The sequence below is a fragment of the Mesorhizobium sp. M0077 genome (assembly GCF_040322955.1).
Taxonomy (GTDB): Bacteria; Pseudomonadota; Alphaproteobacteria; order Rhizobiales; family Rhizobiaceae; genus Mesorhizobium.
This window is the reverse complement of sequence record NZ_JAMYUL010000011.1, coordinates 84,296-96,873: the sequence shown is the minus strand read 5'-3', so window position 1 is coordinate 96,873 and position 12,578 is coordinate 84,296. Positions and strand designations below refer to the sequence as shown.

The following is a 12,578-nucleotide window of genomic DNA, read 5'->3' as shown; positions in this document are numbered from 1 at the left end:
CAAACCCGGGAGGCTCCATGTTCGCCAAGATCCTGATCGCCAATCGCGGCGAGATCGCCTGCCGGGTGATACGCACGGCCAGGAAGATGGGAGTGCGCACCGTTGCCGTCTATTCCGACGCGGACGCCAAGGCCCTGCATGTCGAAATGGCCGACGAGGCGGTGCATATCGGCGCTTCGCCCGTCGGTGAAAGCTATCTGCGCGGCGACAGGATTGTTGCGGCGGCGCTGGCGACCGGCGCGCAAGCAATCCACCCCGGCTACGGTTTTCTCTCGGAAAACCCTGATTTCGTCGACCAGGTGACAGCAGCAGGGCTCACATTCATCGGCCCGTCGGCCGCCTCGATCCGCGCCATGGGGCTGAAGGACGCGGCCAAGCGGCTGATGGAAAAGGCCGGCGTGCCGGTGGTGCCGGGCTATCATGGCGAGGCGCAGGAGATCGTGCTGCTGGCGTCCAAGGCGCGTGAGATCGGCTATCCCGTTCTGATCAAGGCGCGCGCCGGCGGTGGCGGCAAGGGCATGCGCCGGGTCGAACATCCCGACGATTTCTCCGAGGCGCTGTCGGGCGCACGGCGCGAGGCCAAGGCCGCGTTCGGCGACGACCGCGTGCTGGTCGAAAAATATGTCGACAAGCCGCGCCACATCGAGGTCCAGGTATTCGGCGACAATTTTGGCAATGCCGTGCATCTCTACGAGCGCGACTGCTCGGCGCAGCGCCGCCACCAGAAGGTGATCGAGGAAGCGCCGGCGCCCGGCATGACGCCGGCGCTGCGCGAGGCGATGACGGAAGCGGCGGTCAAGGCCGCCAAGGCGATCAGCTATTCCGGCGCCGGCACCATCGAATTCATCGTCGATGCCTCGCAAGGGCTGAAGGCCGACCGCTTCTGGTTCATGGAAATGAACACCCGCCTGCAGGTCGAGCATCCCGTCACCGAAATGGTCACCGGCACCGACCTGGTCGAGTGGCAGTTGCGGGTAGCCGCCGGCGAAAAGCTGCCGAAGACGCAGAGCGAAATCACGCTTTCCGGCCACGCCTTCGAGGCGCGCATCTATGCCGAGGACGCGGCGAAAGGGTTTCTGCCGGCGACCGGCACGCTGCATCACCTGGCGTTTCCCGACAACGCGCCCGAAGGCGCCAGCATGCGCATCGAGACCGGCGTGCGGGCGGGCGATGCGATCTCGCCCTTCTACGATCCGATGATCGCCAAGCTGGTCGTCCACGCCAAGGACAGGCAGGCGGCACTCGATGCGCTCGGCACTGCGTTGTCGCAGACCGAGATTGCCGGCTCGACCGTCAACACCGCCTTTCTCGCGGCACTTGCCGCGGACGCCGATTTTTCGGCCGGTGATGTCGATACCGGCCTGATCGGCAGGCATCAGAAAGCGCTGACCGCGGTCGCCCTGCCGCGCAGCGAGATCGTTGCCGCGGCGGCCCTTGCCGCGGCGGGCGCCGGTGCCTTGCCGCCGTCGAACGATCCGTGGTCGTCACTTGCCGGCTATGCGCATTTCCACAGCGTTGCGCGCCGCACGCGCCTGCGCCATGGCGAGGACGATATACTGGCGCGTGTTTCAGTGCGGCCGGACGGGCGCTTCGAGGTGGCGCTGGACGCGCCCTATGACAGCGTCAATTCGCATGATCTTCGCGCCGCCCTTCGCCTTGCCCGCTGGCCAGGCCACGTCACCGTGTTCGAAGGCGCCGTCGGCTACAGTTTCCTCGTCCCGGATCCGCTGGCGCGAACCGACGAGGCGGCCGCCGCTTCCGGCAGCCTGCGCGCGCCGATGCCGGGCCTGGTCAAGCTGGTGCGCGCGGCAAAGGGCGAAAGGGTGATCAAGGGCCAGCCGCTACTGATCCTGGAAGCGATGAAGATGGAGCACACGATCGCGGCCAGCCATGACGGCGTGATCGCCGAGATCGCCACCGAGGGCGCGCAGGTCACCGACGGAACGGTGCTGGTGCGCTTCGTTGAAGAGGCTGCATAGCCGGCTGGAGGCTTGAATGAAAAATGGCCGGGACAAGCCCGGCCATTGCCATGAGTACGCGGCCGCTTACTGCGCGATCGGTGCGTATTTGCCGTCGTGCCACTGGTTGATGTCGTAGCTGGCGTTCTTCAGATCGCCCTTCTCGTCGAAGGTCACGTCGCCGACCACGGTGCTGAACGGCGTGCCGTTCTTCAGCGCTTCGGCTACCTTGACCGGATCGTCCGTTCCGGCGCGCTTGACGCCCTCTGCAAACGCCTGAACGACGGCGTAGGAGAACAGCGTAAAGCCTTCCGGCACGAAGCCGCCCGCCTTGATCTTGGCGATGGCCTCCTTGGCTTCCGGCTTGGCCTGCGGGTCCGACGGGAAGACGAACAGGGTGCCTTCACCGGCGGGGCCGGCGACCTGCCAGAATTCCGGCGAGGCGATCGAGTCCGGCATGATCAGCTGGAACTTGACGCTCTGCTCGGCCGACTGACGCAGGATAAGCCCGGCTTCCGGGTGATAGCCGCCGAAATAGACAACGTCGGCCTTGAGGTCCTTCAGCTTGGTGACGAGAGCCGAATAATCCTTCTCGCCGGCATTGATGCCTTCATAGTCGATCTCCTTGAGGCCACCGGCATTCATCGTCGCCTTCACGGCATCGGCAACGCCCTGACCGTAGGCGCTCTTGTCATGCAGGATAACGACATTCTTGCCGGCATATTTCTTGGCGATCCACGGGCCGATGAAGGCGCCCTGCGCGTCGTCACGCGTATAGAGACGCATGATCGTCGGCCAGCCGGCCTTGGCGGCGGCATCGGTCAGCTCGGGATTTGAAGAGGCCGGGCTCATCATCAGCGCGCCGGCCTCGGCGTAGACGGCGGAAGCCGGGATGCTCGAACCTGAACAGGCATGGCCGTCAATAAACTTGACGCTGTTGGCAACGATCCGGTTGGCCACCGAAACCGCCTGCTTGGGATCGCACTGGTCGTCCTCGATGTCGAGCTTGATCATCGAGCCGTTGACACCGCCGGCGGCGTTGATCGCATCGGCGGCTGCCGTTGCGCCCTGCTTGAACTGATCGCCGATCGTGGCGAGCTGTCCGGTCATCGGGCCGACCACCGAAATGGTGATGTCATCGGCAAAGGCAACCGGCGCGCTCATCATCAGGCCAAATACGGCCGCGCTCAAAATACCCGTTTTTTTCATGGTGATAGAACTCCTCCCACACTCGCGCAGCCGCTCTGGCCGCGCTTCTTTCCGAAGGCGGGACAATTTCATCCTTCATTGGGCCTGTCTAGGCGCATCGGCGCCGCTCGATTGGGCCTCATCAACGCAAAAAGCCACGCCAGCCTGTTCCGGCCGGTCGTGGCTTTTTGCTCGTAGCAGTCCCCATGCGCCCCCGCGCCACGAAAACCTGCCCGCCGTCCCCATTGTGCACGACTGGACCGTGCCCGCCTGCCGCGTTCTTGTTCTTTCATGGTCGGCCGTCTTGTCGCGGCCTTGTCGTTTCACCGGTTCCGACCGTCTTTGCGGTCTTGATCCCGGGGCTTCCCTGTTTTCGATAATCTGCCTGCGATAATCTGCTCGCGATCTCAGTGCATCGTCATCCATTCGCGGGCTTCGCGCAGCGCCTTGGCGATCTCGACCTTGGACATTGCGGCCGACAGTTCCGAGCGCAGTTCCGCGGCGCGGACCGAGCCCTTGATGGCGGCGATGTTGAACCATTTGTGGGCGGCAACGACATCGGTCTCGCAATCGCGGCCGGTCGCATACATCATGCCCAGTTCGAAAAGAATGTCGGCCTGGGCAGTTGCCCCCATGGCGCCGAAGCCGGCTTCAAGCATTTCAAAACGTGCCATTTTAGTCCCCTGTCTGGCTCCCGAGAGCGGGCCTCTTCTGTCCCCCGGTGTTCCCCGGGGAGCCGCTCTTTCGATGCTTCCGAGAATGAGGCCGAGCCTTGAATCCGTCGTTAAATGGCGTGCTTAATTTGGAGAAAACAAAGCTAAAACAAGAGGTAAACGCGGAAATTCGTTAAGGATACAAAGTCAGCAATCCCGCCGTTTTTCGATCGATTTGACGAAAATTTGCAAGACGCCGATCAACACTCTGCTAACCACGCAAACCAAAGCCAACGCCTCGATCGTTTCATTTTCACGGGCTGCGCTCTCCCGACCCCGCATGAAAATTGCGAAACCTTCCGTCGCGGCACCCGCTTTTGTTTTGCCGGGAGCTGGATTAGCTTACGTTTGCGTAAGGGGCAGAGAGGCGGCTGCCCCACCTAACACCAGGGAGGACAGATATGTTTCGCAAAGTGAGCTTGGCCCTGGCGGCCACCGTGATGATGGCTGGTGCGGCCTGGGCCGATCCGATCGAAGGCAATTGGAAGACACAAGCCGGCGACACAGCAGTTATCGGCGGCAGCGGTTCATTCTCCATCACCCTGAAGACCGGCAAATATGCCGGGAAGACCATCGGTTCGCTCAAGGCGGCCGGGGGCAACAAATATGCCGGCAACATCACCGATCCGGCAAACGACAAGACCTATTCGGGCAAGGCAACACTGTCGGGCACCTCGCTCAAGATGAGCGGCTGCGTGCTCGGCGGGCTGATCTGCAAGAGCCAGACCTGGCACAAGCTCTGATCTTGCTGCTTTGAGTTGACCAACGGGGCCTTCACAGGCCCCGTTTTCTTTTGCAGGACGGTCCGCGCCATAGCGACGACCGTGCCGTTTGCGGCGGCGCAAACCCGAACCGATGCTCTCCCTAAAACATCGTCAATCACTTTGAACCGCAGATGAACGTCGGCATCAGCGCCGGTTCAGTCGCATCAGGGCATTTTGATGGCGTGTTCAAGGAGACACTCCGCAAATGCTCGCTCGCCGCTTCACCATCGTCTGCCTGTTGATGAGCCTGTTCGGGATGCTCTTCGCCATCCTCGTGGCCGAATCCGGCCGTCCGGCCCGTTCCTGGGATGCAGCCAGTTCCTGCCAATTCGATTGCATGAACCATTTTCGCCCCTGAGACGACAAAGACATAGATCCAAACAGAAAAGCAAAAGCCATGAACCGCATCGCCATCAACGCCCTCCAGACCCTTCGGCTCCTGCCGCGGGCGGCGCTCGTCCTGGTCGTGCTGTCGGCGCCGGTCCTGGCCATGCCAATGATGCGGGCCAATGCCGACACGACGATCGACGCGCCGGCGACGAAGAAGCATGGCGTCGGCTTTGTCTTGCTGGTCAGTCTGCAGCGCGGGTAAGGTGTGCCGGTATTAAGGTGATGCCGGCCTGCAAGTGGCGGCCTTGGTGCTCACATGCTTCGAGTACGCTCCGCTCCGGTTCTCGAAGCCAGCCAGTTTGGTCGCTTCGCGCCCGTCCTCGACTCCGGCTCAGCGTTACCTGAATCTCAGCACACCTTGGGCGTGGACGAATAAATCGACCACTTGGCGGCCACCCTCCCCTCCCAAGTGCGGCCTCAAGTCTCTATATTGAGCCATGGAAAAGCGAATCTACCCACAAGCTATCGAATCGGTCGTCATGCCGGAGCCTTTCGGCAAGCAGAGCTTCGACGACGCCAAAAAGGCCGTGGCCGCCTTGCAGGTGCTCTACGACCGCAACACCAAGTTTCTGCGCGACTCCTTTGCCACGCTTGCCGCCGGCGGCGACGAAAGCAAGCGCTACCGCGCCTTCTACCCGGAGATCGGCGTCACCACCAATTCGTTCACCCAGATCGACTCGCGCCAGGCCTACGGCCACATGCCGACCCCCGGGCATTTCTCGACCACCATCACCCAGCCGGTGCTGTTCGAACGCTATCTCGTAGAGCAGCTTCGCCTGATCATGCGCAATCACGGCGTGCCGGTAACGGTTTCGGAATCGACCACGCCGATCCCGCTGCATTTCGCGTTCCTTGAAGGAACCCATGTCGATGGCGCCGCCGCCGACCGCATCAAACGGCCGATCCGCGACCTGTTCGACGTGCCGGATCTCGACGGCACCGACGACCAGATCGCCAACGGCACCTTCGAGGTCGCGTTCGGCGAACCAAGGCCGCTGGCGCCGTTCACGGCGCAGCGCATCGACTATTCGCTGCACCGCATGACGCACTACACGGCGACCAGCCCGCAGCATTTCCAGAACTTCGTGCTGTTCACCAACTACCAGTTCTACATCGACGAGTTCGTCGCCCGCGCGCGGGCCCAGATGGCTGAAGGCGGCCACGGCTATACCGAATTCGTCGAACCGGGCAATGTCATCACCAAGGCAGGGCAAAACGCGCCCAGCGAAGGCGTGGCGGCGCCGCGCCTGCCTCAGATGCCAGCCTATCATCTGAAGAAGCCGAACCATGGCGGCATCACCATGGTCAACATCGGCGTCGGCCCGTCCAACGCCAAGACGATCACCGACCATGTCGCGGTGCTGCGGCCACATGCATGGCTGATGCTCGGCCATTGCGCCGGCCTGCGCAACACTCAGGCGCTGGGCGACTATGTGCTGGCGCATGCCTATGTCCGGGAAGACCATGTGCTGGACGATGACCTGCCGGTGTGGGTGCCGATACCGCCGCTGGCCGAGATCCAGGTGGCGCTGCAGGAGGCGGTCGCCGAAGTCACCGGACTTTCCGGCTACGATCTCAAGCGCATCATGCGCACCGGCACCGTCGCCACCATCGACAACCGCAACTGGGAACTGCGCGACCAGCGCGGACCGGTGCAGCGGCTGTCGCAGTCGCGCGCCATCGCGCTCGATATGGAATCGGCCACGATCGCCGCCAATGGCTTCCGCTTCCGCGTGCCCTACGGCACGCTGCTTTGCGTCTCCGACAAGCCGCTGCATGGCGAGTTGAAGCTGCCCGGCATGGCGACCGAATTCTACAAGCGGCAAGTGGCGCAGCATCTGACCATCGGCATCAAGGCGATGGAGAAGCTGGCGGAAATGCCGATGGAACGGTTGCATTCGCGCAAGCTGAGAAGCTTTTCGGAGACGGCCTTTCAGTAGACCGGCTTGCCGTAAATGTTTGCCGCGAGGCGTTTCGTCATCTTGATTGGGCCGCATTTCAGCCGATAAAGGCCTGCTACCTCGGCAATGTATTACCCGGTCTATGGGCAAACCCCGGTCTGATGGCACGCGTGCGAAAGATGATGGCTTCAATGGCGTTCCTGGCAATGCTCGGCCTCTCGGCCGCGCTTGTAGCCGGGTTCTTTGGCGCACTGCATCCGGCCTTCGATTCCTTCGCCCATTTCCGCATCCATTTTGCCGTGCTGATGGGGCTGATTGCGCTGCCGCTGCTCGCCACCTCGTTTCGCCTGCAGGCGGGCGTGGGCCTGCTGCTGGCCGTGGCCGCCTTCGCCAGCACGTTGAGCACCTTGCCGCGCCTGTGGCCGGTGCAGGCCGCCAATGACGCCTCGCCCGGCAACGAACCGGTCTACCGGCTGCTGCAGATGAACCTGCGTTTCAACAATCCGACACCCAAGAAGGTTCTTTCGCTGATCGCCAGGACCAACCCAGACGTGATCACGCTCGACGAAGTATCGGCCATGTGGGCGACCGAACTCGGCTATATCCAGAACGCCTATCCCTATCGCATCCTGTGCGCCCATCCCGACGGCGTGTGGGGCGTGGCGCTTTTGTCCCGGCGACCCTTTGCGGCCGGCACCGAGCCGCATTGCGAACCGCGCGGCGCGATGGCGGCCGCCACCGTCGATTTCGGCGGCACTCCGGTCGATGTCGCGGCGATCCATTTGAGCTGGCCGTGGCCGAAGGAACAATACTGGCAGATCGGCGAGTTGACCGAGACGCTCACCTCGCTCGGCGAGACGGCGATCATGGCCGGCGACTGCAATGCCGTGCCGTGGAGCGCCGCGGTACGACGCGTCGCCTCGCTCGGCGGACTGACCGTGATGCCGTCGGCCGGACCGACCTGGATCCACCGGACCCTGCCCGATTTCCTGCGGCGCTATGCGGGCCTGCCGATCGACCAGGTGTTTTCGAAGGGCGGGGTGACCATCCTGTCGTCGGCGCGGCTGGAAGAGACCGGCTCCGACCATCTGCCGGTGATGGTGGAATTTTCGTTGATGCGCGACGAGACCAAGCCGGTCGACGAGGATGCTACCGCGACTGTGTCGCTGATCCAGCCCAGCATGGGCGGCTAGATCGTACGCCACGGGGCTTACGGTTTCACAAGCCTACCAAGGCCTCGATGATGCGCTCGACATGGCCGCCTTCACTGTGCTCGCGCGCGTCGAACGCGATCTGTTTTGCCTCATAGAGCTTGGAAGTGGCTTGCAAGCGCCGCGTGGCTTCGACGCGCGTTTTGTTGCATTGCGGATCGTTGGCAAATTTCAGGCCGCGAACCGACCGCTCGGCAGCCTGCATCATCTGCCCGGCGATACGGCCATGGGTTCCTTCATGAGCGAGAACGCCTGTGAAAAACCGGTTCCAGCGTTTGCGCAGCGCCGGCGTGACGGCCGAGGCGACGCGCGGGTAGGTGTAGGCGATGTTGAGCGTTCCATTGGCCTGGCGCAGGCGGCAGACGCCGTTGACCTGACCCACGTCCAGGCTCCAGTCGGCGGTGTAGCTTGTCTGCGCGATGGCGTGGGTCATGAAACCGTGCTTGGGGCCCCTGCGGTTCATGGCGATAACCAGACCGGCACCTGTCGTGCCGGTGATGTCATAGGTTCGCGTCTTAACGACGGTTTTCACCCCGGCCGACGCCGTCCCGACGACGCCGCAGGCCGCGCTTATGGCGGCGACGCAAAACAAGACCAACACGCGCATGCCATTTTCCCCATGGACGCGGCAATGAGACCACAAGCAGACGACGGTTTCAACAATCTTTGGCGCCGAGCGCCTTACATGCCTTGGTAAACCCGGCCATCGCCGCCATTTTTTGCTGGTCGAGACGGCCCCGGTCGGTGAGGCTCACATGCCCTGATAGACCGGGCCTTCGCCGCCTTGTGGCGGCACCCAGTTGATGTTCTGGTTGGGATCCTTGATGTCGCAGGTCTTGCAGTGCACGCAGTTCTGCGCGTTGATGACGAAGCGCACATCCTTGGCAGACGGATCGGCGGCGGCGTTGCCGTCCTTGTCGACCCATTCGTAAACACCGGCCGGGCAATAGCGGGTCGAAGGCCCGGCAAAGACATCATGCTCGGAACGCTTCTGCAACTCCATGTCGCCGACGATGAGATGCACCGGCTCGTTTTCCTCGTGATTGGTGTTGGACAGGAACACCGAGGACAGGCGGTCGAAGGTCAGCACGCCGTCCGCTTTGGGATAGGCGATCTTCTTGTGCTTGGCCGCGGGATCAAGCGTGGCGTAATCGGCCTTGCCATGTTTCAGCGTGCCGAAGGGCGAGAAGCCGAACAGCGTGTTCAGCCACATGTCGAGACCACCGAGGCCGACGCCGATAATGGTGCCGAAGCGCGACCAGAGCGGCTTGACGTTGCGGACCTTCTTCAAATCCTTGCCGATATCGGTCGCGCGCCAGGCGTCCTCATAAGACGACAGCTCGTCATTGGCGCGGCCGGAGCCGATCGCTTGCGCGACATGCTCGGCCGCCAGCATGCCGGACAGCACCGCATTGTGCGAACCCTTGATGCGCGGCACGTTGACGAAGCCCGCCGCACACCCCATCAGCACGCCGCCGGGGAAGGAGAGTTTCGGCACCGACTGCCAGCCGCCTTCGGTAATGGCGCGCGCGCCGTAGCCGATGCGCTTGGCGCCCTCGAAGGTGCGCGATATCGCCGGATGCGTCTTGAACCGTTGGAATTCCTCGAAGGGCGACAGCCAGGGATTCTTGTAGTTGAGATGCAGGACGAAGCCGACCGCGACCTGGTTGTCCTCCAGGTGGTAGAGGAAGGAGCCGCCGCCTGTCTTCAGGTCGAGCGGCCAGCCGAAGGAGTGCTGCACCAGGCCCGGCTGGTGGTTCTCGGGCTTGACCTGCCACAGCTCCTTGAGGCCGATGCCGTACTTGCCGGGCTCACGCCCGTCGGACAGTTTGTATTTTGCGATCAGCTGCTTGGACAGCGAACCGCGCGCGCCTTCGCCGATCAGCACGTATTTGCCCATCAGCGCCATGCCCGGCGCAAAGCCTGGGCCATGTGTGCCGTCTTTTTCGACGCCCATGTCGCCGGTGATGACGCCCGTGACCGCGCCGGCATCGTTGTAGACGAGGCTGGCGGCAGCAAAGCCCGGATAGATTTCGACGCCTAGCGCTTCAGCCTTGGTTGCCAGCCAGCGGCAGACATTGCCGAGCGAGACGATGTAGTTGCCGTGATTGTTCATCAGCGGCGGCATCAGGATATTGGGCAGACGGAACGAGCCGGCGGGGCCGAGCACCAGGAAATCGTCGGCCGTAACCGGCGTCTTGAAGGGGTGGCCATCTTCCTCGCGCCAGCCCGGCAACAGGCGGTCGATGCCTATGGGATCGACGACGGCGCCTGACAGAATATGGGCGCCAACCTCGCCGCCCTTTTCCAACACCACGACGGAAAGCTCGGGATTGACCTGCTTAAGACGGATCGCTGCGGCAAGGCCCGCCGGGCCGGCCCCGACGATGACCACGTCGAATTCCATGCTCTCGCGTTCGATCTCGCTCATCAACCCCTCCGCACTGGCCGACCGTTTCCGGCATTTTGCTGGCTCCTGCGCTGCATAGCGCATCAATCCGCGACAGGAAACCGGCGCTGACGTGACAATGCCGATTTCGACAAAAAGTCGCGGATAACAACTCTGCCGCAAGCGTTTTGCGCGCGGCCGCGCTCAGCGTCCCATATTTTAATTGTTCGACGGCTCTCTTATCGGCCATACTTATTTCCATGCGCACGCCGTCCGGCTATTCATTGACGCGCTTCCCCCTTCCGCCCGGCCGGACCTGCCGAGCGATCCTTCTCGCCCTTTCAATGCTTACGCCGGTTCGCACTCATGCCGAGCCGGTGAAGGTGTGGGCGACCGGCGCCTATTCCTTTCCCGACGAGCTTGGCGGTTTCCACATCACCGGCGCCTCGGGCACCGGCACCAAGGAAGATCCATTGGTCATCTCCGAGGAGCTGAATTCGTCGACGCCGGTGACGCTCACCATCCGCACCACCAAACCGATCCAGCCGTTCAGCACCAACGGCGAATTCGCCAACGGCATCCTGTACATGCGTATCGAGGTGCTCAACAACAGCGGCCAGGCCTGGGTCGAATTCCAGTTCGAGCTGCAGGAGATACTCAACCAGCCGAGCGTGTTCGGCGACGGCCTGTCCTTCGACCAGCGCAACAAGACGCCCGACAACATCCTGTCGAGCGCGTACGCCGATTTCGACCGCGATTTCGAACCCTATGACCGGCTCTTGTTCAAGAGTGGACAGATCGACCCGCTGAAGAGGGGACGCTTCGAGTTTCTGATCACCGACTACACGCCGCGCTGGACGTTCTATCTGGTTCAGGATCCGCGGATTCCTACGGGGTAAGCGGCAGACGCCGTGAAAATCGCCACGAAATGCCCTTCGTGATTGGCGAAAGCCGACGAGCGCGTAATCTCCCTCCTTGAGGGGGAGATGGCCGGCAGGCCAGAGGGGGTCGTTGCGCGTCGAGCGCCAACCTCCTCTGTCGCCGACAGGCCGCGTCCGGTCGTGCCGACCCCCCTCTGTCGCCTTCGGCGACATCTCCCCCTCAAGGGGGGAGATTACTAACCGCCCAACCTTGCAAATCGTCTCTCGGCGGACGAATGTGCCCGGCATGACTGCCGCCTCCCCCAACAACCGATCCGACCTGGCCGAGTTGCTCGCCTTCTACGCCTCTGCCGGCGTCGACGAAGCGTTGGAGGACGCGCCGGTGAACCGGTTTGCCGGGGCAGCGCCGAAGCGCGCCGAGCGCGCAACGGCGCCTGCCGCGCCGCCTCGCGAACAGAAATTTCCGGAACAAGCCGCCGCCAGCCCCGGGCTGGACGCAAGCCGGGTGCCGGACGCGCCTGCGCGTTCCGTTCCGGCCATGGCGACGGTGCCCGACGAGGCACAGGCGGCCCTAGCCCGGCAGATGGCGGCAAGCGCCTCGACGCTCGACGAACTGCGCCAGCACATGGCGTCCTTCGATGGCTGCAACCTCAAATTCACCGCCAAGAACCTGGTCTTCGCCGACGGCAATCCGGAGGGTTCGGTGATGCTGGTCGGCGAGGCGCCCGGCCGCGACGAGGATATTGAAGGCCTGCCATTCGTCGGCCGCTCCGGCCGGCTGCTCGACCGCATGCTGGCGGCGATCGGGCTTGACCGGACTTCGGTCTATATCGCCAACGTCATTCCCTGGCGGCCGCCCGGCAACCGCACGCCGACGCCGCACGAGACCGAAATCTGCCGTCCGTTCATCGAGCGGCAGATAGAGCTGGTCAATCCCAAGGTGCTGGTCAATCTCGGTGGCCCTTCGGCCAAGACCTTGCTCAACACGAGCGAAGGCATCTTGCGCCTGCGCGGCAACTGGCGCGTCCACACCACGGCTTCCGGCATTGCCATTCCGGCCATGCCGACGCTGCACCCGGCCTATCTCTTGCGAACCCCTGCGCACAAGAAACTGGCGTGGCGAGATTTTCTCGAGGTGAAGGCGAAGTTGCGGGAGCTGGGCTAATCTAGCTGATCTCCCCCT

The 12,578-nt window shown here is 63.1% G+C and carries 12 protein-coding genes; 8 read left to right on the top strand and 4 right to left on the bottom strand.

Annotated features, from left to right (window positions below):
• Nucleotides 1-17 precede the first annotated feature (17 nt).
• Nucleotides 18-1,979 (top strand): acetyl/propionyl/methylcrotonyl-CoA carboxylase subunit alpha, encoded by a 1,962-nt coding sequence (locus NKJ57_RS20990; RefSeq protein ID WP_352512348.1) that lies wholly within the window; start codon nucleotides 18-20, stop codon nucleotides 1,977-1,979.
• A gap of 66 nt (nucleotides 1,980-2,045) precedes the next feature.
• Here NKJ57_RS20990 and NKJ57_RS20985 read toward each other — a convergent pair whose 3' ends face one another.
• Together NKJ57_RS20985 and NKJ57_RS20980 are read right to left on the bottom strand one after the other, a co-directional pair.
• Complete coding sequence (locus NKJ57_RS20985; protein WP_023687260.1) at nucleotides 2,046-3,167, bottom strand: ABC transporter substrate-binding protein; 1,122 nt, start codon at nucleotides 3,165-3,167, stop codon at nucleotides 2,046-2,048.
• A 386-nt stretch (nucleotides 3,168-3,553) separates the two neighbouring features.
• The gene (locus tag NKJ57_RS20980) at nucleotides 3,554-3,820 is read right to left on the bottom strand and encodes an SEL1-like repeat protein (protein ID WP_006199745.1); all 267 of its coding nucleotides are present in this window, start codon (nucleotides 3,818-3,820) and stop codon (nucleotides 3,554-3,556) included.
• Nucleotides 3,821-4,260: 440 nt separating this feature from the next.
• On the opposite strand from NKJ57_RS20980, the gene NKJ57_RS20975 reads away from it, so the two are divergent.
• The 5 genes from NKJ57_RS20975 to NKJ57_RS20955 all read left to right on the top strand — a co-directional run bounded on the left by NKJ57_RS20975 (nucleotide 4,261) and on the right by NKJ57_RS20955 (nucleotide 8,107).
• On the top strand, nucleotides 4,261-4,602 hold the full coding sequence (locus tag NKJ57_RS20975) for a DUF2147 domain-containing protein (RefSeq protein ID WP_023670202.1): 342 nt from the start codon (nucleotides 4,261-4,263) through the stop codon (nucleotides 4,600-4,602).
• 226 nt (nucleotides 4,603-4,828) lie between these two features.
• Nucleotides 4,829-4,981: a hypothetical protein gene (locus NKJ57_RS20970; RefSeq protein WP_023670201.1), complete on the top strand. Its 153-nt coding sequence runs from the start codon at nucleotides 4,829-4,831 to the stop codon at nucleotides 4,979-4,981.
• Between the two features lie 39 nt (nucleotides 4,982-5,020).
• Complete coding sequence (locus NKJ57_RS20965) at nucleotides 5,021-5,215, top strand: hypothetical protein (RefSeq protein ID WP_023670200.1); 195 nt, start codon at nucleotides 5,021-5,023, stop codon at nucleotides 5,213-5,215.
• A 277-nt stretch (nucleotides 5,216-5,492) separates the two neighbouring features.
• Nucleotides 5,493-6,953 (top strand): AMP nucleosidase, encoded by a 1,461-nt coding sequence (locus NKJ57_RS20960; RefSeq protein ID WP_023731828.1) that lies wholly within the window; start codon nucleotides 5,493-5,495, stop codon nucleotides 6,951-6,953.
• Nucleotides 6,954-7,093: 140 nt separating this feature from the next.
• Nucleotides 7,094-8,107, top strand: a complete 1,014-nt coding sequence (locus tag NKJ57_RS20955; RefSeq protein WP_502902053.1) for an endonuclease/exonuclease/phosphatase family protein — start codon at nucleotides 7,094-7,096, stop codon at nucleotides 8,105-8,107.
• A gap of 25 nt (nucleotides 8,108-8,132) precedes the next feature.
• Here NKJ57_RS20955 and NKJ57_RS20950 read toward each other — a convergent pair whose 3' ends face one another.
• The gene (locus NKJ57_RS20950; RefSeq protein WP_352512351.1) at nucleotides 8,133-8,732 is read right to left on the bottom strand and encodes a DUF922 domain-containing protein; all 600 of its coding nucleotides are present in this window, start codon (nucleotides 8,730-8,732) and stop codon (nucleotides 8,133-8,135) included.
• Nucleotides 8,733-8,876: 144 nt separating this feature from the next.
• Nucleotides 8,877-10,556 carry an electron transfer flavoprotein-ubiquinone oxidoreductase gene (locus NKJ57_RS20945; RefSeq protein ID WP_352512353.1) on the bottom strand — a complete coding sequence of 560 codons (1,680 nt, stop codon included), beginning with the start codon at nucleotides 10,554-10,556 and terminating at the stop codon, nucleotides 8,877-8,879.
• Nucleotides 10,557-10,858: 302 nt separating this feature from the next.
• Here NKJ57_RS20945 and NKJ57_RS20940 point away from each other — a divergent pair, with 302 nt between their 5' ends.
• Both NKJ57_RS20940 and NKJ57_RS20935 read left to right on the top strand, forming a co-directional pair.
• Nucleotides 10,859-11,413: a hypothetical protein gene (locus NKJ57_RS20940; protein ID WP_352512354.1), complete on the top strand. Its 555-nt coding sequence runs from the start codon at nucleotides 10,859-10,861 to the stop codon at nucleotides 11,411-11,413.
• A gap of 268 nt (nucleotides 11,414-11,681) precedes the next feature.
• A complete protein-coding gene (locus tag NKJ57_RS20935; protein ID WP_352512356.1) occupies nucleotides 11,682-12,560 on the top strand; it encodes a uracil-DNA glycosylase in 879 nt (292 codons plus the stop codon).
• Nucleotides 12,561-12,578: the final 18 nt, after the last annotated feature.

Coding starts and splice junctions, on each gene's coding strand:
- NKJ57_RS20940 (WP_352512354.1), top strand. CDS start 10,859: ATGCTTACGCCGGTTCGCACTCATGCCGAGCCGGTGAAGGTGTGGGCG.
- NKJ57_RS20970 (WP_023670201.1), top strand. CDS start 4,829: ATGCTCGCTCGCCGCTTCACCATCGTCTGCCTGTTGATGAGCCTGTTC.
- NKJ57_RS20985 (WP_023687260.1), bottom strand. CDS start 3,167: ATGAAAAAAACGGGTATTTTGAGCGCGGCCGTATTTGGCCTGATGATG.
- NKJ57_RS20950 (WP_352512351.1), bottom strand. CDS start 8,732: ATGCGCGTGTTGGTCTTGTTTTGCGTCGCCGCCATAAGCGCGGCCTGC.
- NKJ57_RS20990 (WP_352512348.1), top strand. CDS start 18: ATGTTCGCCAAGATCCTGATCGCCAATCGCGGCGAGATCGCCTGCCGG.
- NKJ57_RS20965 (WP_023670200.1), top strand. CDS start 5,021: ATGAACCGCATCGCCATCAACGCCCTCCAGACCCTTCGGCTCCTGCCG.
- NKJ57_RS20955 (WP_502902053.1), top strand. CDS start 7,094: ATGATGGCTTCAATGGCGTTCCTGGCAATGCTCGGCCTCTCGGCCGCG.
- NKJ57_RS20935 (WP_352512356.1), top strand. CDS start 11,682: ATGACTGCCGCCTCCCCCAACAACCGATCCGACCTGGCCGAGTTGCTC.
- NKJ57_RS20960 (WP_023731828.1), top strand. CDS start 5,493: ATGCCGGAGCCTTTCGGCAAGCAGAGCTTCGACGACGCCAAAAAGGCC.
- NKJ57_RS20945 (WP_352512353.1), bottom strand. CDS start 10,556: ATGAGCGAGATCGAACGCGAGAGCATGGAATTCGACGTGGTCATCGTC.
- NKJ57_RS20980 (WP_006199745.1), bottom strand. CDS start 3,820: ATGGCACGTTTTGAAATGCTTGAAGCCGGCTTCGGCGCCATGGGGGCA.
- NKJ57_RS20975 (WP_023670202.1), top strand. CDS start 4,261: ATGTTTCGCAAAGTGAGCTTGGCCCTGGCGGCCACCGTGATGATGGCT.